General features: G+C 61.6%; 18 protein-coding genes. 11 read left to right on the plus strand and 7 right to left on the minus strand.

All coding sequences use genetic code 11. The features are described from left to right. Positions 1 to 46: 46 nt before the first annotated feature. Positions 47 to 802 carry an electron transfer flavoprotein subunit beta/FixA family protein gene (locus B9Z34_RS06835; RefSeq protein ID WP_108427374.1) on the minus strand — a complete coding sequence of 252 codons (756 nt, stop codon included), beginning with the start codon at positions 800 to 802 and terminating at the stop codon, positions 47 to 49. A gap of 295 nt (positions 803 to 1,097) precedes the next feature. On the opposite strand from B9Z34_RS06835, the gene B9Z34_RS06840 reads away from it, so the two are divergent. The 3 genes from B9Z34_RS06840 (at position 1,098) to B9Z34_RS06850 (ending at position 3,982) form a co-directional block, all read left to right on the plus strand. Beyond that, positions 1,098 to 2,120 (plus strand): TRAP transporter substrate-binding protein, encoded by a 1,023-nt coding sequence (locus B9Z34_RS06840; RefSeq protein ID WP_108427375.1) that lies wholly within the window; start codon positions 1,098 to 1,100, stop codon positions 2,118 to 2,120. Between the two features lie 138 nt (positions 2,121 to 2,258). Then, positions 2,259 to 2,693: a TRAP transporter small permease gene (locus B9Z34_RS06845; protein WP_233249466.1), complete on the plus strand. Its 435-nt coding sequence runs from the start codon at positions 2,259 to 2,261 to the stop codon at positions 2,691 to 2,693. Continuing rightward, a complete protein-coding gene (locus B9Z34_RS06850) occupies positions 2,690 to 3,982 on the plus strand; it encodes a TRAP transporter large permease (RefSeq protein WP_108427377.1) in 1,293 nt (430 codons plus the stop codon). Before B9Z34_RS06845 ends, B9Z34_RS06850 begins: the two co-directional genes overlap by 4 nt. On the opposite strand, the gene B9Z34_RS06855 is transcribed toward B9Z34_RS06850, so the two are convergent. The 3 genes from B9Z34_RS06855 to B9Z34_RS06865 are packed head-to-tail and all read right to left on the minus strand — an operon-like array spanning position 3,951 to position 7,022. Further along, entirely contained in the window at positions 3,951 to 5,243 is a 1,293-nt protein-coding gene (locus tag B9Z34_RS06855) for a mechanosensitive ion channel family protein (RefSeq protein ID WP_108427378.1), read from the minus strand. The genes B9Z34_RS06850 and B9Z34_RS06855 overlap by 32 nt on opposite strands. Continuing rightward, positions 5,231 to 6,031 carry an enoyl-CoA hydratase gene (locus B9Z34_RS06860; RefSeq protein WP_108427379.1) on the minus strand — a complete coding sequence of 267 codons (801 nt, stop codon included), beginning with the start codon at positions 6,029 to 6,031 and terminating at the stop codon, positions 5,231 to 5,233. The genes B9Z34_RS06855 and B9Z34_RS06860 overlap by 13 nt, the downstream gene beginning before the upstream one ends. A gap of 37 nt (positions 6,032 to 6,068) precedes the next feature. Further along, positions 6,069 to 7,022, minus strand: a complete 954-nt coding sequence (locus B9Z34_RS06865; protein ID WP_108427380.1) for a histone deacetylase family protein — start codon at positions 7,020 to 7,022, stop codon at positions 6,069 to 6,071. Between the two features lie 219 nt (positions 7,023 to 7,241). Between B9Z34_RS06865 and mltB the strand changes: the two genes are divergently transcribed. Further along, a complete protein-coding gene (mltB, locus tag B9Z34_RS06870) occupies positions 7,242 to 8,372 on the plus strand; it encodes a lytic murein transglycosylase B (RefSeq protein WP_233249468.1) in 1,131 nt (376 codons plus the stop codon). A gap of 12 nt (positions 8,373 to 8,384) precedes the next feature. Then, positions 8,385 to 8,606 carry a TIGR02450 family Trp-rich protein gene (locus tag B9Z34_RS06875; RefSeq protein WP_108427381.1) on the plus strand — a complete coding sequence of 74 codons (222 nt, stop codon included), beginning with the start codon at positions 8,385 to 8,387 and terminating at the stop codon, positions 8,604 to 8,606. 2 nt (positions 8,607 to 8,608) lie between these two features. Here the strand turns inward: B9Z34_RS06875 and B9Z34_RS06880 are convergent, their stop codons facing one another. Beyond that, positions 8,609 to 9,523 carry an SDR family NAD(P)-dependent oxidoreductase gene (locus tag B9Z34_RS06880; protein ID WP_108427382.1) on the minus strand — a complete coding sequence of 305 codons (915 nt, stop codon included), beginning with the start codon at positions 9,521 to 9,523 and terminating at the stop codon, positions 8,609 to 8,611. Positions 9,524 to 9,663: 140 nt separating this feature from the next. On the opposite strand from B9Z34_RS06880, the gene B9Z34_RS06885 reads away from it, so the two are divergent. Together B9Z34_RS06885 and B9Z34_RS06890 are read left to right on the plus strand one after the other, a co-directional pair. Then, the gene (locus tag B9Z34_RS06885) at positions 9,664 to 10,542 is read left to right on the plus strand and encodes an NUDIX hydrolase (RefSeq protein ID WP_108427383.1); all 879 of its coding nucleotides are present in this window, start codon (positions 9,664 to 9,666) and stop codon (positions 10,540 to 10,542) included. A 49-nt stretch (positions 10,543 to 10,591) separates the two neighbouring features. Further along, a complete protein-coding gene (locus B9Z34_RS06890) occupies positions 10,592 to 10,957 on the plus strand; it encodes an Hpt domain-containing protein (protein WP_233249470.1) in 366 nt (121 codons plus the stop codon). On the opposite strand, the gene B9Z34_RS06895 is transcribed toward B9Z34_RS06890, so the two are convergent. Then, the gene (locus tag B9Z34_RS06895) at positions 10,948 to 11,925 is read right to left on the minus strand and encodes a tRNA-dihydrouridine synthase (protein ID WP_108427384.1); all 978 of its coding nucleotides are present in this window, start codon (positions 11,923 to 11,925) and stop codon (positions 10,948 to 10,950) included. The genes B9Z34_RS06890 and B9Z34_RS06895 overlap by 10 nt on opposite strands. After that, positions 11,925 to 12,443 carry a GNAT family N-acetyltransferase gene (locus B9Z34_RS06900; protein WP_108427498.1) on the minus strand — a complete coding sequence of 173 codons (519 nt, stop codon included), beginning with the start codon at positions 12,441 to 12,443 and terminating at the stop codon, positions 11,925 to 11,927. The genes B9Z34_RS06895 and B9Z34_RS06900 overlap by 1 nt, the downstream gene beginning before the upstream one ends. Positions 12,444 to 12,719: 276 nt before the next feature. Between B9Z34_RS06900 and B9Z34_RS06905 the strand changes: the two genes are divergently transcribed. The 4 genes from B9Z34_RS06905 to bktB all read left to right on the plus strand — a co-directional run bounded on the left by B9Z34_RS06905 (position 12,720) and on the right by bktB (position 16,843). Continuing rightward, positions 12,720 to 13,391, plus strand: coding sequence for a c-type cytochrome (locus B9Z34_RS06905; protein WP_233249486.1), 672 nt, complete (start codon positions 12,720 to 12,722; stop codon positions 13,389 to 13,391). Next, positions 13,388 to 14,719, plus strand: a complete 1,332-nt coding sequence (locus B9Z34_RS06910) for a c-type cytochrome (protein WP_233249471.1) — start codon at positions 13,388 to 13,390, stop codon at positions 14,717 to 14,719. Before B9Z34_RS06905 ends, B9Z34_RS06910 begins: the two co-directional genes overlap by 4 nt. A gap of 66 nt (positions 14,720 to 14,785) precedes the next feature. After that, a complete protein-coding gene (locus B9Z34_RS06915) occupies positions 14,786 to 15,541 on the plus strand; it encodes an SDR family NAD(P)-dependent oxidoreductase (RefSeq protein ID WP_108427386.1) in 756 nt (251 codons plus the stop codon). A 117-nt stretch (positions 15,542 to 15,658) separates the two neighbouring features. Beyond that, positions 15,659 to 16,843 (plus strand): beta-ketothiolase BktB, encoded by a 1,185-nt coding sequence (gene bktB / locus B9Z34_RS06920; RefSeq protein ID WP_108427387.1) that lies wholly within the window; start codon positions 15,659 to 15,661, stop codon positions 16,841 to 16,843. Positions 16,844 to 17,047 lie beyond the last annotated feature (204 nt).

The raw sequence follows: 17,047 nt of genomic DNA on the forward strand, positions 1-17,047 counted from the left end.
CTGTTCATCGCCATTCGGCCGCGGGGGCGGCCTCCCACAAAGTGCCTCAGATCACTTTGGCCACGTTTTTCAGCTTGTCCACCAGCGTGGCGACGTCAGGCACCTTGATGCCGGCGCTGCGCTTGGCGGGTTCTGCCACCTTGAGGGTCTTGATGCGGGGGGCCACATCGACGCCCAGGTCTTCCGGCTTGAAGGTGTCGAGCTGCTTTTTCTTGGCCTTCATGATGTTGGGCAGCGTCACGTAGCGCGGCTCGTTCAGGCGCAGGTCGGTGGTGACCACCGCAGGCAGGCTGATGCTGAGCACTTCCAGGCCGCCGTCGATCTCGCGGGTCACTTGCGCTTTGCCGTCCACGATCTCGACCTTGGAGGCGAAGGTGGCTTGGGGCAGGTCGGCCAATGCGGCCAGCATCTGACCGGTCTGGTTGCAGTCGTCGTCAATGGCTTGCTTGCCCAGGATGATCAGGCTGGGTTGCTCTTTGTCCACCAGGGCCTTGAGCAGCTTGGCCACGGCCAGGGGCTGCAGGTCCAAGTCAGCGGGGGTCTCGACCAGGATGCCGCGGTCAGCACCAATGGCCATGGCGGTGCGCAGAGTTTCCTGGCACTGGGTCACGCCGCAAGAGACGGCGATCACTTCGGTGGCCAGCCCTTTTTCTTTCAGGCGCACGGCTTCTTCAACGGCAATCTCGTCAAAGGGGTTCATGCTCATCTTGACGTTGGCAATGTCCACGCCCGAACCATCGGACTTGACACGGACCTTGACGTTGTAGTCCACCACCCGCTTGACGGGAACGAGAATTTTCATGAAAGCTTCTCCATTGATATCAAAACCCAAGCACCTGTCAACGCCACGATGTCATTGACGTTACGTAAACGTCAATTGTGCATCAAAACCACCAAACAAGCACCGCACATTTCTCAAAAAAGCACGACCGTTCGTATTTTAGACCGGTTTTTTGAAAACCATATTGATCATCTGTCTATCCTACCCCCGGGAATTCACCGACCAATCGGTAGGCAAATCAGGGTTAACATTAATTTTCATGATGATCGTTCAATATTACGATTATGTTTTGTAACCAAATCAATGGGGCAATTGGATGAAGAAAACTTTGATTTCCGTGGCTGTCGTTGCCTTGGCCAGCTTCACTGGCTTGGCTCAAGCTCAAACCGTCTTGACCGTATCCAGCTGGGTCCCTCCCACACACGGGCTGTCGATGTCCCAAAAAGAATGGTGCGACGACTTGGCCGCAAAAACATCCAACCGCGTGCGCTGCAACATCCTGCCCCGCGCTGTAACGCCTGCACCCGGCACTTACGACGCGGTCAGGAACGGCCTGGTGGATGTGTCTTTCACCGTTCACGGCTACACCCCCGGACGTTTTGTGCTGACCCAGATGGCCGAATTCCCATTTCTGGGCGACCGCGCTGAACCTCTGTCGGTGGCATTTCACCGCATCGCAAGCAAATACCCCGAATTCGCTGCCGAACACCAAGGCGTGAAAGTCTTGGGTTATTTCACCCACGGCCCAGGCATCGTATTCAACACCAAAAAACCGATCACCCGCGTAGAAGACCTCTCGGGCTTGAAGTTCAGGGTTGGCGGCGGCATGGTCAACGAGATCTCGAAAACGCTAGACATGAACGTGACCCTCAAGCCCGCACCGGAATCTTTCGAGCTCTTGTCAAGCGGCGTGATGGATGGCACCTTGTTCCCGGCAGAGTCCACAGACTCTTTCAAAATTGACAAGATCATCAAACACGCCACCCAGTTCCCAGGCGGTCTGTACAACACCAGCTTCGTCTTCATGATGAACCCGGCCAAGTACAACAGTCTGTCGGCGGACGACAAAAAAGTGGTGGACGAGTTGTCCGGTGAAGCCGTTGCGCGACGCTTTGGCAAAGCCTGGGACCGCGTGGACGATCTGGCCTTGAGCAATATGCAGAAAAACGGCGTGAAAGTCATCAAGGCCGACAACAACTTTGTCAGTGGTGTCACCGTTCGCGTGAACAAACTGGAGCGGGACTGGGCCCAAGCGGCCAAAGCCAAAGGACTGAAGGACCCTTCGGGCACTTTGTCTGAATTCCGCGCTGAAATCGCAAAGCTGCAAAAGCAAAAGTGATCTTTAATGCCCTGGGGAAATCACCCGGGGTGTGGGGACCACCAGCGGTATTTGCCCCTCAGCAAATACCGTTTTTTTATGGGTAACAAGTTGAAAAAAATTCTCGAAATCCTCTGTGGAACACTTTCAGGACTGGCCTTGTTCGCCATCATGGTGCTGACTTTTCTGGATGTCTCGGGGCGTAAAATGCTCTCCCACTCCATCACCGGTTCTTTGGAGTTGACCGAGTTGCTGATGGTGGTGGTCATTTTTGGGGCTCTGCCCTTGGTCTCTCTCAAAGGCGAGCATGTGGTTTTTGACTCACTGGACGCGGTGCTGCCGCATCTGGTCAGAAAATTTCAGCAAGGCCTGGTTCACCTGGTTTGCGCCGCCTTGCTGTTCGGACTGGCGTATTTGATGTGGCAGACAGGTGGGGAATTCGCGGTCACCGGCGAAACCACGGCCCAACTGAAAATCACCAAAGCACCTTTCATCCAAGGCATGGGGGTGTTGTGCGGCCTGACGGGTCTGGTGCACCTGGTCAAAGCGTTTAGATCAGACGACGAGACCGCCTCCGAAGGAGGCACGCTGTGACAGAAGCTTTGTTGGGTTTTTTGGCCATCTTCGTGATGGCCCTGTTGCGCATGCCCTTGGCTTTTTCCATGGGCCTGGTGGGCGTCGTGGGCATTGGTCTGACACGTGGCTGGTTGCCCGCCATGGCGAGCACCGCGCAAGTGGTTCATGAGACCGGTTTTGCCTACACCTTGTCGGTGATTCCCCTGTTCATCTTGATGGGCAATTTTGTGGCACGGGCGGGTCTCGCGCATGAATTGTTCCATGCGGCCTACACCTTCATCGGGCACCGCAAGGGCGGACTGGCGCATGCGACCATTGCCGCTTGCGCAGGTTTTGGGGCGATTTGTGGCTCATCGATTGCCACCGCTGCCACCATGAGCAAAGTGGCTTACCCATCGATGAAAAAACTGGGTTACAGCGATGCGATGTCAACGGGCGTGATCGCAGCGGGCGGTACCTTGGGCATCATGATTCCACCCTCCACCATTTTGGTGATCTACGGCATCATCACCGAAACCCACATTGGCAAACTGTTTGCGGCAGGGGTGTTGCCCGGTATTTTGACGGCCTGCCTGATGATGCTGGCGGTGGTGCTGATGACCTGGCACGACCCGGAACATGCACCCGCTGGCGAGAAATTCAGCTGGCGTGAACGGTTCAAAGCGGTGCGTGGCATCTGGGGCGTGCTGCTTTTGGTGGTGCTGGTGCTGGGTGGCATTTATGGCGGATTTTTCACCGCAACCGAAGGCGCAGGCATGGGGGCTACTGGTGCATTTTTCTTCGCCTTGGCTCGCAAGGCATTGACATGGAAAGTTCTGGTGCAGGTGCTGGTGGAGTCGGCACGCACAACGGCCATGTTGTTCACCTTGCTCATTGCAGCCACGATCTTTGCCAACTTCGTCAACTACACCAGCTTGCCATTTGAGCTCAAAGACTGGATCACCGGCCTGGGCCTGTCGCCCATCATGATCGTGGCAGCCATGATGCTGATTTATGTGCTGCTGGGCACCGTCATGGAAGAGCTCACCATGGTCTTGCTGACCATTCCGCTGTTCTTTCCGATTGTGGTGCAGCTGGGGTTTGACCCGGTCTGGTTTGGTGTGCTGATCGTGATGGTGATTCAGATCGGCCTGATCTCACCACCCGTGGGCATGAACCTGTTTGTGCTCAACACCTTGCTGCCCAGTGTAGGCTTGGGCACCATCTTCCGTGGCGTCTGGCCGATGGTGCTGGTGCTGGTCATCACCTTGGCCATCTTGCTGGCCTTTCCGGCCATCAGTCTGTGGCTGCCTTCGATGATGGACTGACCATGTGCATCACCCGCTGCGGGTATGGGATCTCGATCTTGTGCTCGCGCAGCGCGGCCAAAATCAGCATATTGATGGTCGAGCGCAAGGCCAATTGGCCGTTTTCCGGGTCGGCTATCCAGTAACTCACGGTGAACTCCAGACCGTCAGCGCCGAACTGGCTCAGAAAAGCATTTGGGGCGGGGTCTTTGAGCACCCGCTCCTGGCTCGCGCAGGCTTCAATCAAGAGTCGCCGCACCAAGTCCACATCGCTGTCATAGGCCACCGATACGATGGTGGTCTGCGACAGCTTGGGGTCCATCAAGGTGAAGTTCTCCACCCGGCTAATGATCAGAAACTCATTGGGCACGATGGATTCGCGGCCATTGAAAGCGCGGATCACGGTATAACGCGCCTTGATGTCGACGATGCGCCCCTCAAAACCGTCCACCAGCACCATGTCCCCGATGCGCATGCTGCGCTCGGCCAGGATGACAAAACCGCTGACGTAATTGGAAGCCAGCTTTTGCAGGCCAAAGCCGATGCCCACGCCCACCGCGCCGCCCAGCACCGACAAAGCCGTCAGGTCAATGCCCACCGCAGAAAGCGCCATCAACAAACCCACGAACATGAGCAAAGCCCGCACCGTGTTGCTGATGACCTTGCGCAGCGACAGATCACTGCCCGTGGCCGATTTGAGCAAACGCGCCTCGATGGCCGCTGACACCCACAGCGCCACAATCAGCACCGCCCCGGCCGTGAGCGCCCCCTCGATCAAGGTGCGCACCGACAACACGCTGCCGCCGATTTTCCAGCTGATCTGGTCCAGTTCATGGAGCATCAGCGGCAAAATACCCGTGACCCAAAGCACCACCGCGCCCCAGGCCAGCCAGGAAATCGTGCGCTCCAGCACCCGCACAAAAGGCGCATTGGAAAACGCCACCTGCAGCACTTTCACGCCCAAGCGGATCACCACCAACGAAATGCACACGGGCAACAAGACAGCAAACATCGGCGCAGGCTGGTGCTGGGTCAACACAATGCGCGCCACAAAAGTCAGGCCGAGCAGCAGCACTGGAAAAAGCACCCCGTCGATCAGTTTGTGACCCAGCAAAATGGCCAGTTCCTCACCGTTGAAAATCCGGCGCACACCCCAGACCATCAGCCAGGCCAGCACCAGGCAAGCGGCAAAAGCGCCCAAAGCCATCAGGGATTCGGGCCGCGCCAATGCGACCACCAGACTCATCGGATCGAGCACCGCCGTGTTGCTCACGCCCGCCATGAGGGATTCCTTTTCTCGATGAAGGCCAACACGCCCTCTTGTGCCACATCGTTCATCATGTTGCAGGCCATGGTTTGGCCCGCCAGCTGGTAAGCGGCTTCAATGCCCATTTCGCGTTGTTGGTAAAACAGGGCCTTGCCCAAACGCACCGCTTCACGCGGTTTGGCCAAGACGGCCTCCACCAACGCATCGATCTGAGCGTCCAGCTCTGACGCTGCACACACGCGGTTCACCAAGCCCCGGCTTTGCGCCTCGGCCGCCGAAATGAAGCCCCCTGTGAGCAGCATTTCCATGGCCTGCTTGGCGTGCATGTTGCGCACCAGCGGCACACTGGGCGTGGCACAAAAGAGGCCCACGTCGATGCCATTGACGCCGAAGGTGGCACTGTCCAACGACACCGCCAGATCACACTGCGCCACCAGCTGGCAACCCGCTGCAGTGGCCAGCCCTTGCACGCGGGCGACCACTGGCACAGGCAGCTTCTGAATGGCCAGCATCATGCGCGTGCACTGGGCAAACAGCTTTTGGTAATAAGCCAATTCAGGCTGTGCCCGCATTTCTTTCAGGTTATGCCCGGCACAAAAAGCCTTGCCTGCAGCCCCCAGCACCACCACACGGGCCTGCTCGTCCTGCGCGATGGCATCCAGGGCTTTTTGCAAAGCGGTCAGCATCGCCTCGCTCAAGGTATTGAAGCTGCCAGGGTTGTTCAGCGTCAGGCGGTGCACACCACGCGCATCGCGCTCGTGTAGCAGCAAATCGTGAACATTGGGAGTGTTTGAATCGGTCATGGCTTCGATTGTGCCAAACCCTCACCCCCAGCCCTTGTCAAACGTCGGCCAAGACGCGCAAGTGCGCTTCCACACTGCGACCCAAAGCGCTGAGGTTGTAGCCGCCTTCCAGGCAACTCACAATGCGGCCTTTGGCATGGCGCTGCGCCACTTCCTTGATGCGGTGGGTGATCCAGGCGTAGTCCTGTTCCACCAAGCCCATCTGGCCCATGTCGTCTTCGCGGTGGGCATCAAACCCCGCACTGATGAAGATCAGCTGGGGCTTGTGCGCCTCCAGGCGCGGCAGCCACATCATGTCGATCAACTCGCGGATGTCCATGCCCTTGGTGTAAGCGGGCACAGGCAGGTTGACCAGATTGGCCGCATTCGATGTCGAGCCGCCTTCCGGGTAAAACGGGTGCTGGAAAAAGCTCACCATCAAGATGCGCTCGTCGCCCGCCACGATGTCCTCTGTGCCATTGCCGTGGTGCACATCGAAGTCCACGATCGCGACACGCTGCAGGCCATGGCGCTCCAGCGCATATTTGGCTGCAATGGCCACGTTGTTGAAAAAACAAAAACCCATGGCCTTGTCTCGGCAAGCATGGTGCCCCGGGGGGCGCACGGCGCAAAACGCGTTCTCCAGTTCGCCCGCCAAAACGGCGTCGGTGGCATCGATGGCTGCGCCTGCCGACAACAAAGCCGCGTCCCAGGTGTGGGTGTTGATCAGGGTGTCCGGGTCTAAGGCGGTGTGCGTGGGTCCGCCTGCGGCCATGTCTTCGCGCAGCACATCGCCCAAGCCGCGCAGCGCAGCGACATGCATGCGGCCATGGGCCAGTTCAATGTCGGCCAGGGCCGCTGGGGTGGGCTCTCGGCGTTGCAAGGCCATGTCCAGCCCGGTGATCAGCAAGCGGTCTTCGATGGCGCCGAGGCGCTCCGGGCATTCGGGGTGCCCTGCGCCCATCTCGTGTTTCCAGCAGGTGGGGTGTGTGAAATAACCTGTCGCGCCCATACGGCTTGTCTTCCTGCATACCAGCCAGGGGCTGGTGCTGTTGGTTTTCTTGAGAACTTCAAATTTGCAGGTTTCAGCTTATCACGCCCACGCCACGCATCGCTCGATGGCCTGCGCGGGCTCCATTAAACTGGGCACCGCATGATTTTTCTCCCTCACCCCTCGAAAAAGCCCCCGCGGCACCACCTCCACGCGGTTTTGACCCTCTTGTTTTGTCTCATGCTGCCTTTGGCATGGCTGGGCGAGGCGCAAGCACAAAGCGCCAAAAATTCACCCGACAAGCCTGTCCGTCAAGCGGGCACCAAAGCCAAAAAGAAAAACACCCAAGCCAAGCCCCCATCCACCACCCAGCGCCAGCGCCTGGCCCGTAAAACTGCGGCCACGGTCGGCGTGCCCCTGACCGAAAACCCCGAGGTCGCCCTCTGGGCACAAGATGCCGCCACGCGCCTGCAACTCGACCCGGCTTGGGTTCAGCAAACCCTGGTCCAAGCCCAACGCTTGCCTGTGGTGGAAAAACTGGTCTTGCCCCCGGCCAGCCCCGTGGCCAAAGACTGGGGTGCTTACCGAGCCCGCTTCATCGAGCCCGTGCGCATCCAGGCCGGACAGCGTTTCTGGCGTCAACACCAGGCCACCTTGGCGCGGGCCGAGCGGGAGTACGGCGTGCCTGCGGCCATCATCGTCGGCATCATTGGCGTGGAAACGCTTTACGGTCAAAACACAGGCAACTTCCGCGTGGTGGACGCCTTGGGCACACTGGCCTTTCATTTCCCGCTGGCCCACCCCCGAGCCGCAGACCGCCAAGCCTTCTTTCGCAGCGAGCTCGAGCAGTTCTTGTTGCTGACTTCGCGCAGCGGCGCAGACCCACTGGCCATCCGCGGCAGCTACGCCGGGGCTTTGGGTTTGCCGCAGTTCATGCCCTCGAGCTGGGCCAAATTTGCGGTGGATTTTGATGGCGATGGCCGCATCGACCTGTTCGGCAGTCCTGCAGACGCCATCGGCTCGGTGGCCAATTACTTCAAGGCCTTCCAATGGCGCACGGGCATGCCCACGCATTACCCCGTCACCTTGACCCCGGGCCAGACCGACATGGACACCCTGATGGCCCCCGACATCCTGCCCACCTTCAGCGTGGCGAGTTTTGTGGCCAAAGGTGCGGCCCTCGAAGGCGCAGCCCTCAACCACACCGGGCCACTGGCCCTGATCGAGCTGCGCAACGGCCCCAACGCCCCGAGCTACGTGGCGGGCACCGAAAACTTCTACACCATCACACGCTACAACTGGAGCAGTTATTACGCGATGGCGGTGATTGAGTTGGCCGAAGCGGTAGGGCGTGAGATGAACAAGCCCTGAGGGCCTTCACCCATGAACCCCTTGAACCCCAAAAAAATGCTGCTGACCAAATGGACAGCGGTGAAACCCGTGGCCAAGCAAAAACACTTTTTGGTCAACCGGGTGATTCAACCTGAGCAGCCCACCGACCCGATTGAATCGGTGGAAATCGAAGCGGTGTTCTCCAAGGCCACGCAGGTGATCCGGTGGCGTGAACTGCAAGACGACAGCGTGTGGCGGCAGGGATGGGTTTGATTTCACCCAGCCCCATGCGCCTTCATCGCCTTGCCCACTTCCAGCGCTCCCTGCTCTGAGCCCGAGCGTGGCACCAGCTCGCCTTGACGGTCGGTGACTTGCGCCATGGCTGCAGCCAGGCGCTCGGCGGTGTCCGGGCCTGTGCCCAGGTGCACGCCCCGGGTCAGGGTGATGTGTGCCACCTCGAAGCTGCCGGCACCTGCGCAGATGATGGTGCGGTTGGGCGCGTCCTCGCTGGCCATGACCAGCATGGCGGGCACCACGGCGCTGGGGTCCAGCGCTTGCAGCACGGCCTCGGGCATCAGGCCTTCGGTCATGCGGGTGGCGGCGGTGGGGGCCAGACAGTTCACGCGGATGTGGTGTTTCTCGCCCTCGATCGACAGGGTTTGCATCAAGCCCGCCAGCGCCATCTTGGCAGCACCGTAGTTGGCCTGGCCGAAGTTGCCGTACAGGCCGCTCGACGAGGTGGTCATGACGATGCGCCCGTAGTTTTGCGCCTGCATGAGGGGCCACACCGCCTTGGTGCAGTGCACCGCACCCATGACGTGCACGTCCATCACCAGCTTGAAGTCGGCCAGCTCCATCTTGGCAAAACTCTTGTCGCGCAAAATGCCCGCGTTGTTGACCAGAATGTCCACCCGGCCCCAAGCGTCCACCGCCTGCTGGACCATGGCTTTGACGGCCTCAAAGTCGGTGACCGATGCGCCGTTGGCCATCGCCTCGCCACCTGCCGCACGGATTTCGTCGACCACGGCCTGCGCGGCCGACACCGAGCCGCCCACGCCGTGCACATCGCCGCCCAGGTCATTGACCAGCACTTTGGCCCCGCGTGCAGCCAACGCCAGCGCGTGTTGCTTGCCCAAACCGCCCCCTGCGCCCGTGACGATGGCGACGCGGCCTTTGAAATCGATGCTCATGTGGTCTTCCTTGATTGAATGCGTGTGAATGGGTGACAGGGCACGACGACACCATCTGATAATCTGGCCGCTGTCTGAAAACTCGCCCGACTTTAAAACAAGCAGCCCCGAGGCTGTGTTGCACGATTGACACCTGCGCCATGGAACTGAACCACGACATCATCACCACCCCGCCGCTGGACTCCGCATCGGTGGTCTTGCTGCGCGACAGTGCGCAGGGCCTCCAAGTGCTGCTGCTCAGGCGGCACCAGGCCTCCAACGTGCTCGGCGGTGCCCATGTGTTTCCAGGTGGCAAACTGGACCTGGCCGACCAAAGCCCGGCCTTGCTGACCAAACTCAGCCAAGACCCGTCCACCTTGCACCAGCGGCTGGCCGAGCCCGAACTGAGCACAGAGCGTGCAGCGGGCCTGTTTGTAGCGGCCATTCGCGAGGCCTTTGAGGAGTGCCGCATCCTGCTGGGACAGACCGGCACGGACTTGCAAGATCTGTCCGCGCTGCAAAGCGCTTTGGCCAGTGGCCAAAGCTGGTCAGAGGCGTTTCAAAGCCTGTCGCTGCGCCTGCGCACCGACGCGCTGGTGCCCTGGACGCGCTGGATCACGCCGCGGCAGGCCTCGGTGACCCACAAACGCTTTGACACCCGTTTTTTCATGGCCCGCGTGCCCGAAGGCCAAACCGCCGAACACGACAACTTTGAGGCGACCGAAACCCTGTGGATCACCCCGCGCGAGGCACTGATCCGGTATTGGGACCGCCAAATTGAGTTGGCCCCGCCGCAGATCATGGGTCTGGTGCAGTTGGCCAGGCACACGGACACCCACAGTGCGCTGGCCGAAGCCCAGAGCCGCCAGCCGCCCGTGGTGGAACCCGAACCTTTTGAACAAGACGGTATCCGGACCATTTGTTACCCCGGTGACCCCCGGCACTCGGTGCAGCAGTCGGCGTTTCCTGGCCCGACCCGCCTGATGTTCAAAAACAAACGCTTTGAGCCAGAGACGGGTTTGGCGGGTTTGCTTGATTAGAATCAGGTCTATTACAATTTGTAACCTTTATGGATACGCCCCTGCCTGTATGAGCCAAGCTGCTGCCCCTGTTTATCTGTCCGTCGAACGGGCCATGGAATTCATTGGCGACGCCAACGGGGTTTTGTCACTTCTGAACACCTTGCACCAAACCCTGGGCGAAGACCTGCCCAAAATTCAGGCCATGCTGGACAAAGACGATATGCACGGCGTCAACCGCCTGTTGCACCAGCTCAAAGGCTTCACCCCGGTGTTTTGCGTGGACAGCCTGGTGGAGCTGGTGGTCAGCGTTGAAAACCTGAGCAAGCATGGCGACTCAAACGACATCCGCGCCGCTTACAGCCGCCTGGCCCCTCAACTGGAGCAGTTACGCAGCGAAGTGGCCACTCACCTGAGTCTGCACCCTCAGGCCTGAGCGGCCAGCCACTGGTCGATCTTGACCGGATCGTGCAACAAACGCAGCTGATCAAAAGCTTCCTGGGCCTCCGGGTACACCCGGCGCAAATAATTGAGCCATTGCTTGAGCCGTCCGGCCCGGTGGCGCGGCGCCACCCGGAGGGCAATGCCCTGCCAGAACAGCCGCATCAAACCCACAATCTGCACCCACGTCACGGCACTTGATGCTGCGCCGCTGGCCATGGCGTCGTGCTGTGCAATCGACAAAGCCAGACCCGGATCGGCCACCATGCCGCGCCCGATCATCAGACGTTCACACCCGGTCACCTCTCGGCAACGCAAGGCATCCGCCAAAGTCCAGATTTCGCCATTGGCCACCAAAGGCACGCGCACGTGCTGGCGCAAATCGGCAATGCGTTCCCAATACGCAGGCGGGCGGTAACCATGGGCCTTGGTGCGGGCATGCACCACCAAATCGCTGGCCCCTGCGGCTTCGATGGCCAAAGCACACTCTTCTGCGCGGCTGTCGTCGTTGTAACCTAGCCGCATCTTGGCCGAGACCGGGATGTGCGCAGGCACCGCCCGGCGTACCGCCGCCACGATCTGGCCCACCAGCTCGGGCTCGTCCAGCAGCACAGCACCACCGCGGTGCTGGTTCACGGTTTTGGCTGGGCAACCAAAGTTCAAATCAATGCCCGCGGGCGCCAGCTCGGCCAAAGCCGCGGCATTGGCCGCCAAATAATCGGGGTCAGACCCCAATAACTGCACCCGCACAGGCACGCCCGCCACGGTGCGGCTGCCATTGAGCAGTTCTGGCGCGACCCGAATGAAAGCGCGGCGCGGCAGCACCGTGTTGGTGACACGGATAAATTCGGACACGCACAAATCCACCCCGCCCACCCGCGTGAGCATGTCGCGCAGGGTGTGGTCCAGCAGCCCCTCCATGGGAGCCAGCAGGATGCGCGCCCCAGAAGGTGTCAGGGGCATCAGCCCAGCTTGCGCTTGAGGCGCACTTCTTCGACCTTCACGCCGCCCAGCGGCACGGTGCGGGCGGTGTTCATCTCGCGTTTGAAGCCCGCCAACTCATGAAAGCGCAGGGTGCGCTCGTGCAGCAGCGGCAACCAGACCGTCACATCGGTGCAGTCTTCGTCTTGCAGGCCTTCACGGGCCGCGTCCCACAAGGCCAGGCCAATGCCTTGGCCAATGCGGTCGGGCGCGGCGTAGATGGCCCAGATCTCGCCCGTGGTGTTTTTGCTCTTGGGGTCGCGCGAGCGGTCAAAGCCCACAAAACCCACGATCTCGCGGCCATCGACCGCCACCATGACTTGCGGCTCACCGTACTCGATCGCCTCTTTCCAGAACGACACGCGTTTGGGCATGGGCGTGGCGCCCCAATGGGCATCGGGCACTTGGCCTGCGTAGGCGGCGCGGCAGGCGCCCACATGCAATGCGGCCACGGCGGGGGCGTCTTGTAGGGTGGCGAATCGGACTTGGATATCGGACATGGCTTGGTCAGAAAAAGAAAAAACAACGCACTGGGGCCACGGGGCTTTCGGCGCAAAACCCGACATTGTCGCCGCTTCGGTTATCTTCAGCGGATGAGGACGTATTTGAACCGCCAAAATTTCGCCATTCCCCGGGCCGCAGCCGATTTGTCAGGCCCCAGCCACACCCGTTTACAAGCCGCCAAAGCCTGGTTTTTCAAAGGCTTGTGGTGTGCCACAGGACTCATCGCGGTCGGCCTGGCCAGCGCCAAAACCCCTGCACGCTTTGCCGACGACATGGCCGAACGCACCCGCGCCTGCACCGCTTGCCACGGCGAGCAAGGCCGCGCAGGCCCCGATGGTTATTACCCCCGCCTGGCGGGCAAACCGGCCGGTTACCTGCACAACCAGCTGCGCAATTTCGCGCAAGGCCGCCGCCATTACGAACTGATGGCCCGCATGGTCGACCCTTTGACCGATGCCTACCTGGGCGAGATGGCGCAATATTTTTCGGAACTGAAATTGCCCTACCCCGCCCCCACGGCCAACAACACCATCACGCCCGAGCGCCTGGCCAAAGGCCAGCAACTGGTGACGCAAGGTGACGCCACACGCGGCCTGCCCGCTTGCACCCAATGTCACGGCGTGCGCCTGACCGGGGTGCAACCCAACGTGCCAGGGCTGCTGGGCTTGCCGCTAGACTACCTGAACGCGCAGCTGGGTGCCTGGCAAACCAAACAGCGCCGTGCCCACGCGCCCGACTGCATGGCCGAGATCGTCCAACGCATGCCCTCTGAGGACCTGATCGCCGTCTCCAGCTGGCTGGCCCGCCAGCCGCTGCCTGTCGAGACACGACCGGCCGAACGCCCACCTGCCGGACCCGCCTTGCCTGAAGCCCTGCGTTGCGGCAGTGCGCCTGAACTCTCGGCCACACGCTCAGCCCCAGCCCAGTCAAGGGGCCGACCATGACCAACGCTTTGCTCAAAATGCACCCGGTCAAACGCCTGGGCTGGGTCACGCTGACCAGCCTGCTGGTGCTGGCTCTGGGTGTGGTGTGGGACAACTGGGGCGACCTGCTGGGGCCAAAATACCCAAACACAGCCCTCACAGCCCCAGCCACCGAAGCCCAAATCGAACAAGGCCGCTATCTGGCCCTGGCGGGCAACTGCATGGCCTGCCACACGACCCGGGGCGGCACACCTTTTGCGGGTGGACGCCGCATCGACACCCCCTTTGGCGGCGTTTACAGCAGCAACCTCACGCCAGACCCCGAGACGGGCCTGGGCCGATGGACAGCCCAAGACTTCTGGCAAGCCATGCACCGGGGTCGCTCCAAAGATGGGCGCTTGCTGGCCCCGGCTTTCCCCTACAACCACACCAGCGTCATCACGCGCCAGGACAGCGATGCGATCTTTGCCTGGCTGCGCACCCTGCCCCCGGTGGTGCAGGCCCAGCCGGCCCACAACCTGGTTTGGCCCGTGGGCACGCAGCCCGCGCTGGCTGTTTGGCGCAGCCTGTTTTTTGAGCCCAGCCCCTTCCAGGTCAACAAAGCACAAACCGCCGAATGGAACCGGGGCGCTTACCTGGTGCAAGGCCTGGGCCACTGCGCCGCCTGCCACAGCCCGCGCAATGCGCTGGGGGCCAGCGGCGCGGTGAACGATTTGTCAGGTGGCCTCATGCCCGTGGTGAACTGGTACGCGCCTGACCTGACGCGCGACACCGAAAGCGGCATGGCCAGCACACCCCTGGCGGAGATCGTGCGGCTGCTGCGCACAGGCGCGTCCAACACCGCCCAAACCAGCGGCCCCATGGGCGAAGTGGTACAGCACAGCCTGCAGCACCTGAACGAGACCGACTTGCAGGCCATGGCCGTGTACCTACAGTCCCGTGCCCAAAGCACGGCTCAGCCCACTGCAAAGGCCCCACCCGCCCGCATCAGCCTGCAAGTGGCGACGCAGGGCGCCAAGGTCTACGAAAACCAATGCCTGCAATGCCACGGCGAGCAGGGCGAGGGCGTCAAAACCGCATCGGGCGAGGTGGCCTACCCCGCCCTGGCGGGCAACCGAGCCGTGCTGCTGAACGACCCCACCAACCTGGTGCAGCTGGTGCTGTACGGTGGCTACGGCCCCGCCACCCAAGGCCACCCCCGCCCCTTTGGCATGCCGCCTGCGGTGCTGGAGCTCGACGACCGCGACATCGCGACCGTGCTGACCCATCTGCGCACCCGCTGGGGCAACCAGGCCAGCGAAGTCACGCCCCTGCAGGTCAACCGGATCCGGGCAGCGCAAGGCGGTTGAGCCCAGACCCACTCCTTGTCAACTGCGGCACCGCCTGATCGGCCCAAAGTCTCTAACATGGCCCCTATGACCTCACACCTCTATATCCTCACAGGCGCTTCACGCGGCATGGGCCTGGCCATGGCCGAACAACTGCTGCAGCGCGGCAACGCCCTGCTGTGCATCTCGCGCCACGCCAACCCCGATCTGGCTGCCGCCGCCCAAAAGGCGGATGTGCCGCTCACGCAATGGACCCACGACCTGGCCGATGGCCAGGGCGCCAGCGAACGCCTGCGCGAATGGCTGCGAAACCAGAACCCGGCGGATTTCGCCAGCGCGAGCCTGATCAACAACGCGGGCGTCATCCCGCCCATCGCACCGCTGCGCCAGTCCCAGCCCGCAGACCTGGCCTTGGCCCTGCGCGTTGGCCTGGAAGCCCCCATGGCGCTGAGTGCAGCGTTTTTAGGGGCGACGCAGGATTGGCCCGTTCCCCGCAAAGTGCTCAACATTTCATCGGGCCTGGGCCGTTACCCAATGGCTTCGCAAGCGGGTTACTGCGCCGCCAAAGCGGGCATGGACCATTTCACCCGCTGCCTGGCGCTGGACGAAGCCTTGCACCCCAACGGTGCCAAAGTCTGCTCGCTCGCCCCCGGCGTGATCGACACCGACATGCAGGTGCAGCTGCGCGGTGCGGCGGGCGAGGCTTTTCCGGACCAGTCGAAGTTTTTGCAGCTCAAAGCCCAAGGCCAGCTCAGCTCGCCCGCACAGGCCGCCGAGCAGGTGCTGCGCTTTTTGGCCCGGCCCGACTTCGGGCGCGAACCCGTGGCCGATGTGCGGGGCTGAAAAGCCTGAGCGAGTCCAAACACCCCCTTGTCAGGCCGCTGTAGCCATTGCGCCGGACACTGGTCGGCGTTGTACCCCATCCCCATTTGTCAATTTTTTTAAATCTGGAGACCTCCCATGAGCCGTGAAGTTGTTGTTGTCAGCGGTGTGCGCACCGCCATTGGTACCTATGGCGGCAGCCTCAAAGACATCCCCCCCACCGAGCTGGCCGCGCAAGTCGTGCGCGAAGCCCTGTCCCGCGCGGGCACCGAGGGCAAGGACGTGGGCCATGTGGTGTTCGGCCACGTGGTCAACACCGAGCCCAAAGACATGTATTTGTCGCGCGTAGCGGCCATCAACGGCGGCTGCGCCGAAGGTACCCCCGCCTTCAACGTCAACCGCCTGTGCGGCTCGGGCCTGCAGGCCATCGTCAGCGCCAGCCAGTCCATCCTGCTGGGTGACTGCGACATCGCCATTAGCGGCGGCGCGGAAAACATGAGCCGTGCCCCCTACGCCAGCCTGGTGTCGCGCTGGGGTGCCCGCATGGGCGATGTGAAGATGGTCGACATGATGGTCGGCGCCTTGCACGACCCCTTCCACAACATCCACATGGGCGTGACCGCCGAAAACGTGGCCGCCAAATACGGCATCACCCGTGAAATGCAGGACGCCCTGGCCCTGGAAAGCCACAACCGCGCCGAACGTGCCACAGCTGAAGGCCGCTTCAAGGACCAGATCCTGCCCGTCATGCTCAAGAGCAAAAAAGGCGATGTGGCCTTCGCCACCGACGAGCACTTCCGTCCCGGCTGCAAGCTCGAAGACATGGCCAAGCTCAAGCCCGTGTTCGTGAAAGAAAACGGCACCGTGACCGCGGGCAACGCCTCGGGCATCAACGATGCTGCAGCGGCTGTGGTGCTGATGGAAGCCGGTGCCGCTAAGGCCCGGGGTGCCAAGCCCCTGGCCCGCCTGGTGGGCTACGCCCACACGGGCCTGGACCCCAAGATCATGGGTGTGGGCCCGATCAGCGCCACACAAGCCGTGCTCAAGAAAACCGGCCTGAGCGTGAACGACCTGGACGTGATCGAAGCCAACGAAGCCTTTGCCGCCCAAGCCTGCGCCGTAACGCGCGAGCTGAGCCTGGACCCGGCGAAGGTCAACCCCAACGGCTCGGGCATTTCACTGGGTCACCCCATTGGCGCGACCGGTGCGCTGATCACCGTCAAAGCCCTTTATGAGCTGCAGCGCATCCAAGGCCGCTATGCGCTGGTCACCATGTGCATCGGCGGCGGTCAGGGCATCGCGGCGATTTTTGAGCGCATGTGAAGCCCTGGCCTTTGTCACACCCGACTTGATCGGGTGCCCATGCAACCATCTGTCACCCCGGACTTGATCCGGGGTTCATGCCTTCGACTGTCATGGATACCCGCCTTCGCGGGCATGACTGAGCAAGACGGGCACGACAGTACAAGATGGGCATGAACAACCATTTGTCACACCCGACTTGATCGGGTGTCCATGCCTTCGGCT

Origin of the sequence: Limnohabitans sp. Hippo3 (assembly GCF_003063665.1) — a bacterium.
GTDB lineage: Bacteria > Pseudomonadota > Gammaproteobacteria > Burkholderiales > Burkholderiaceae_C > Limnohabitans_A.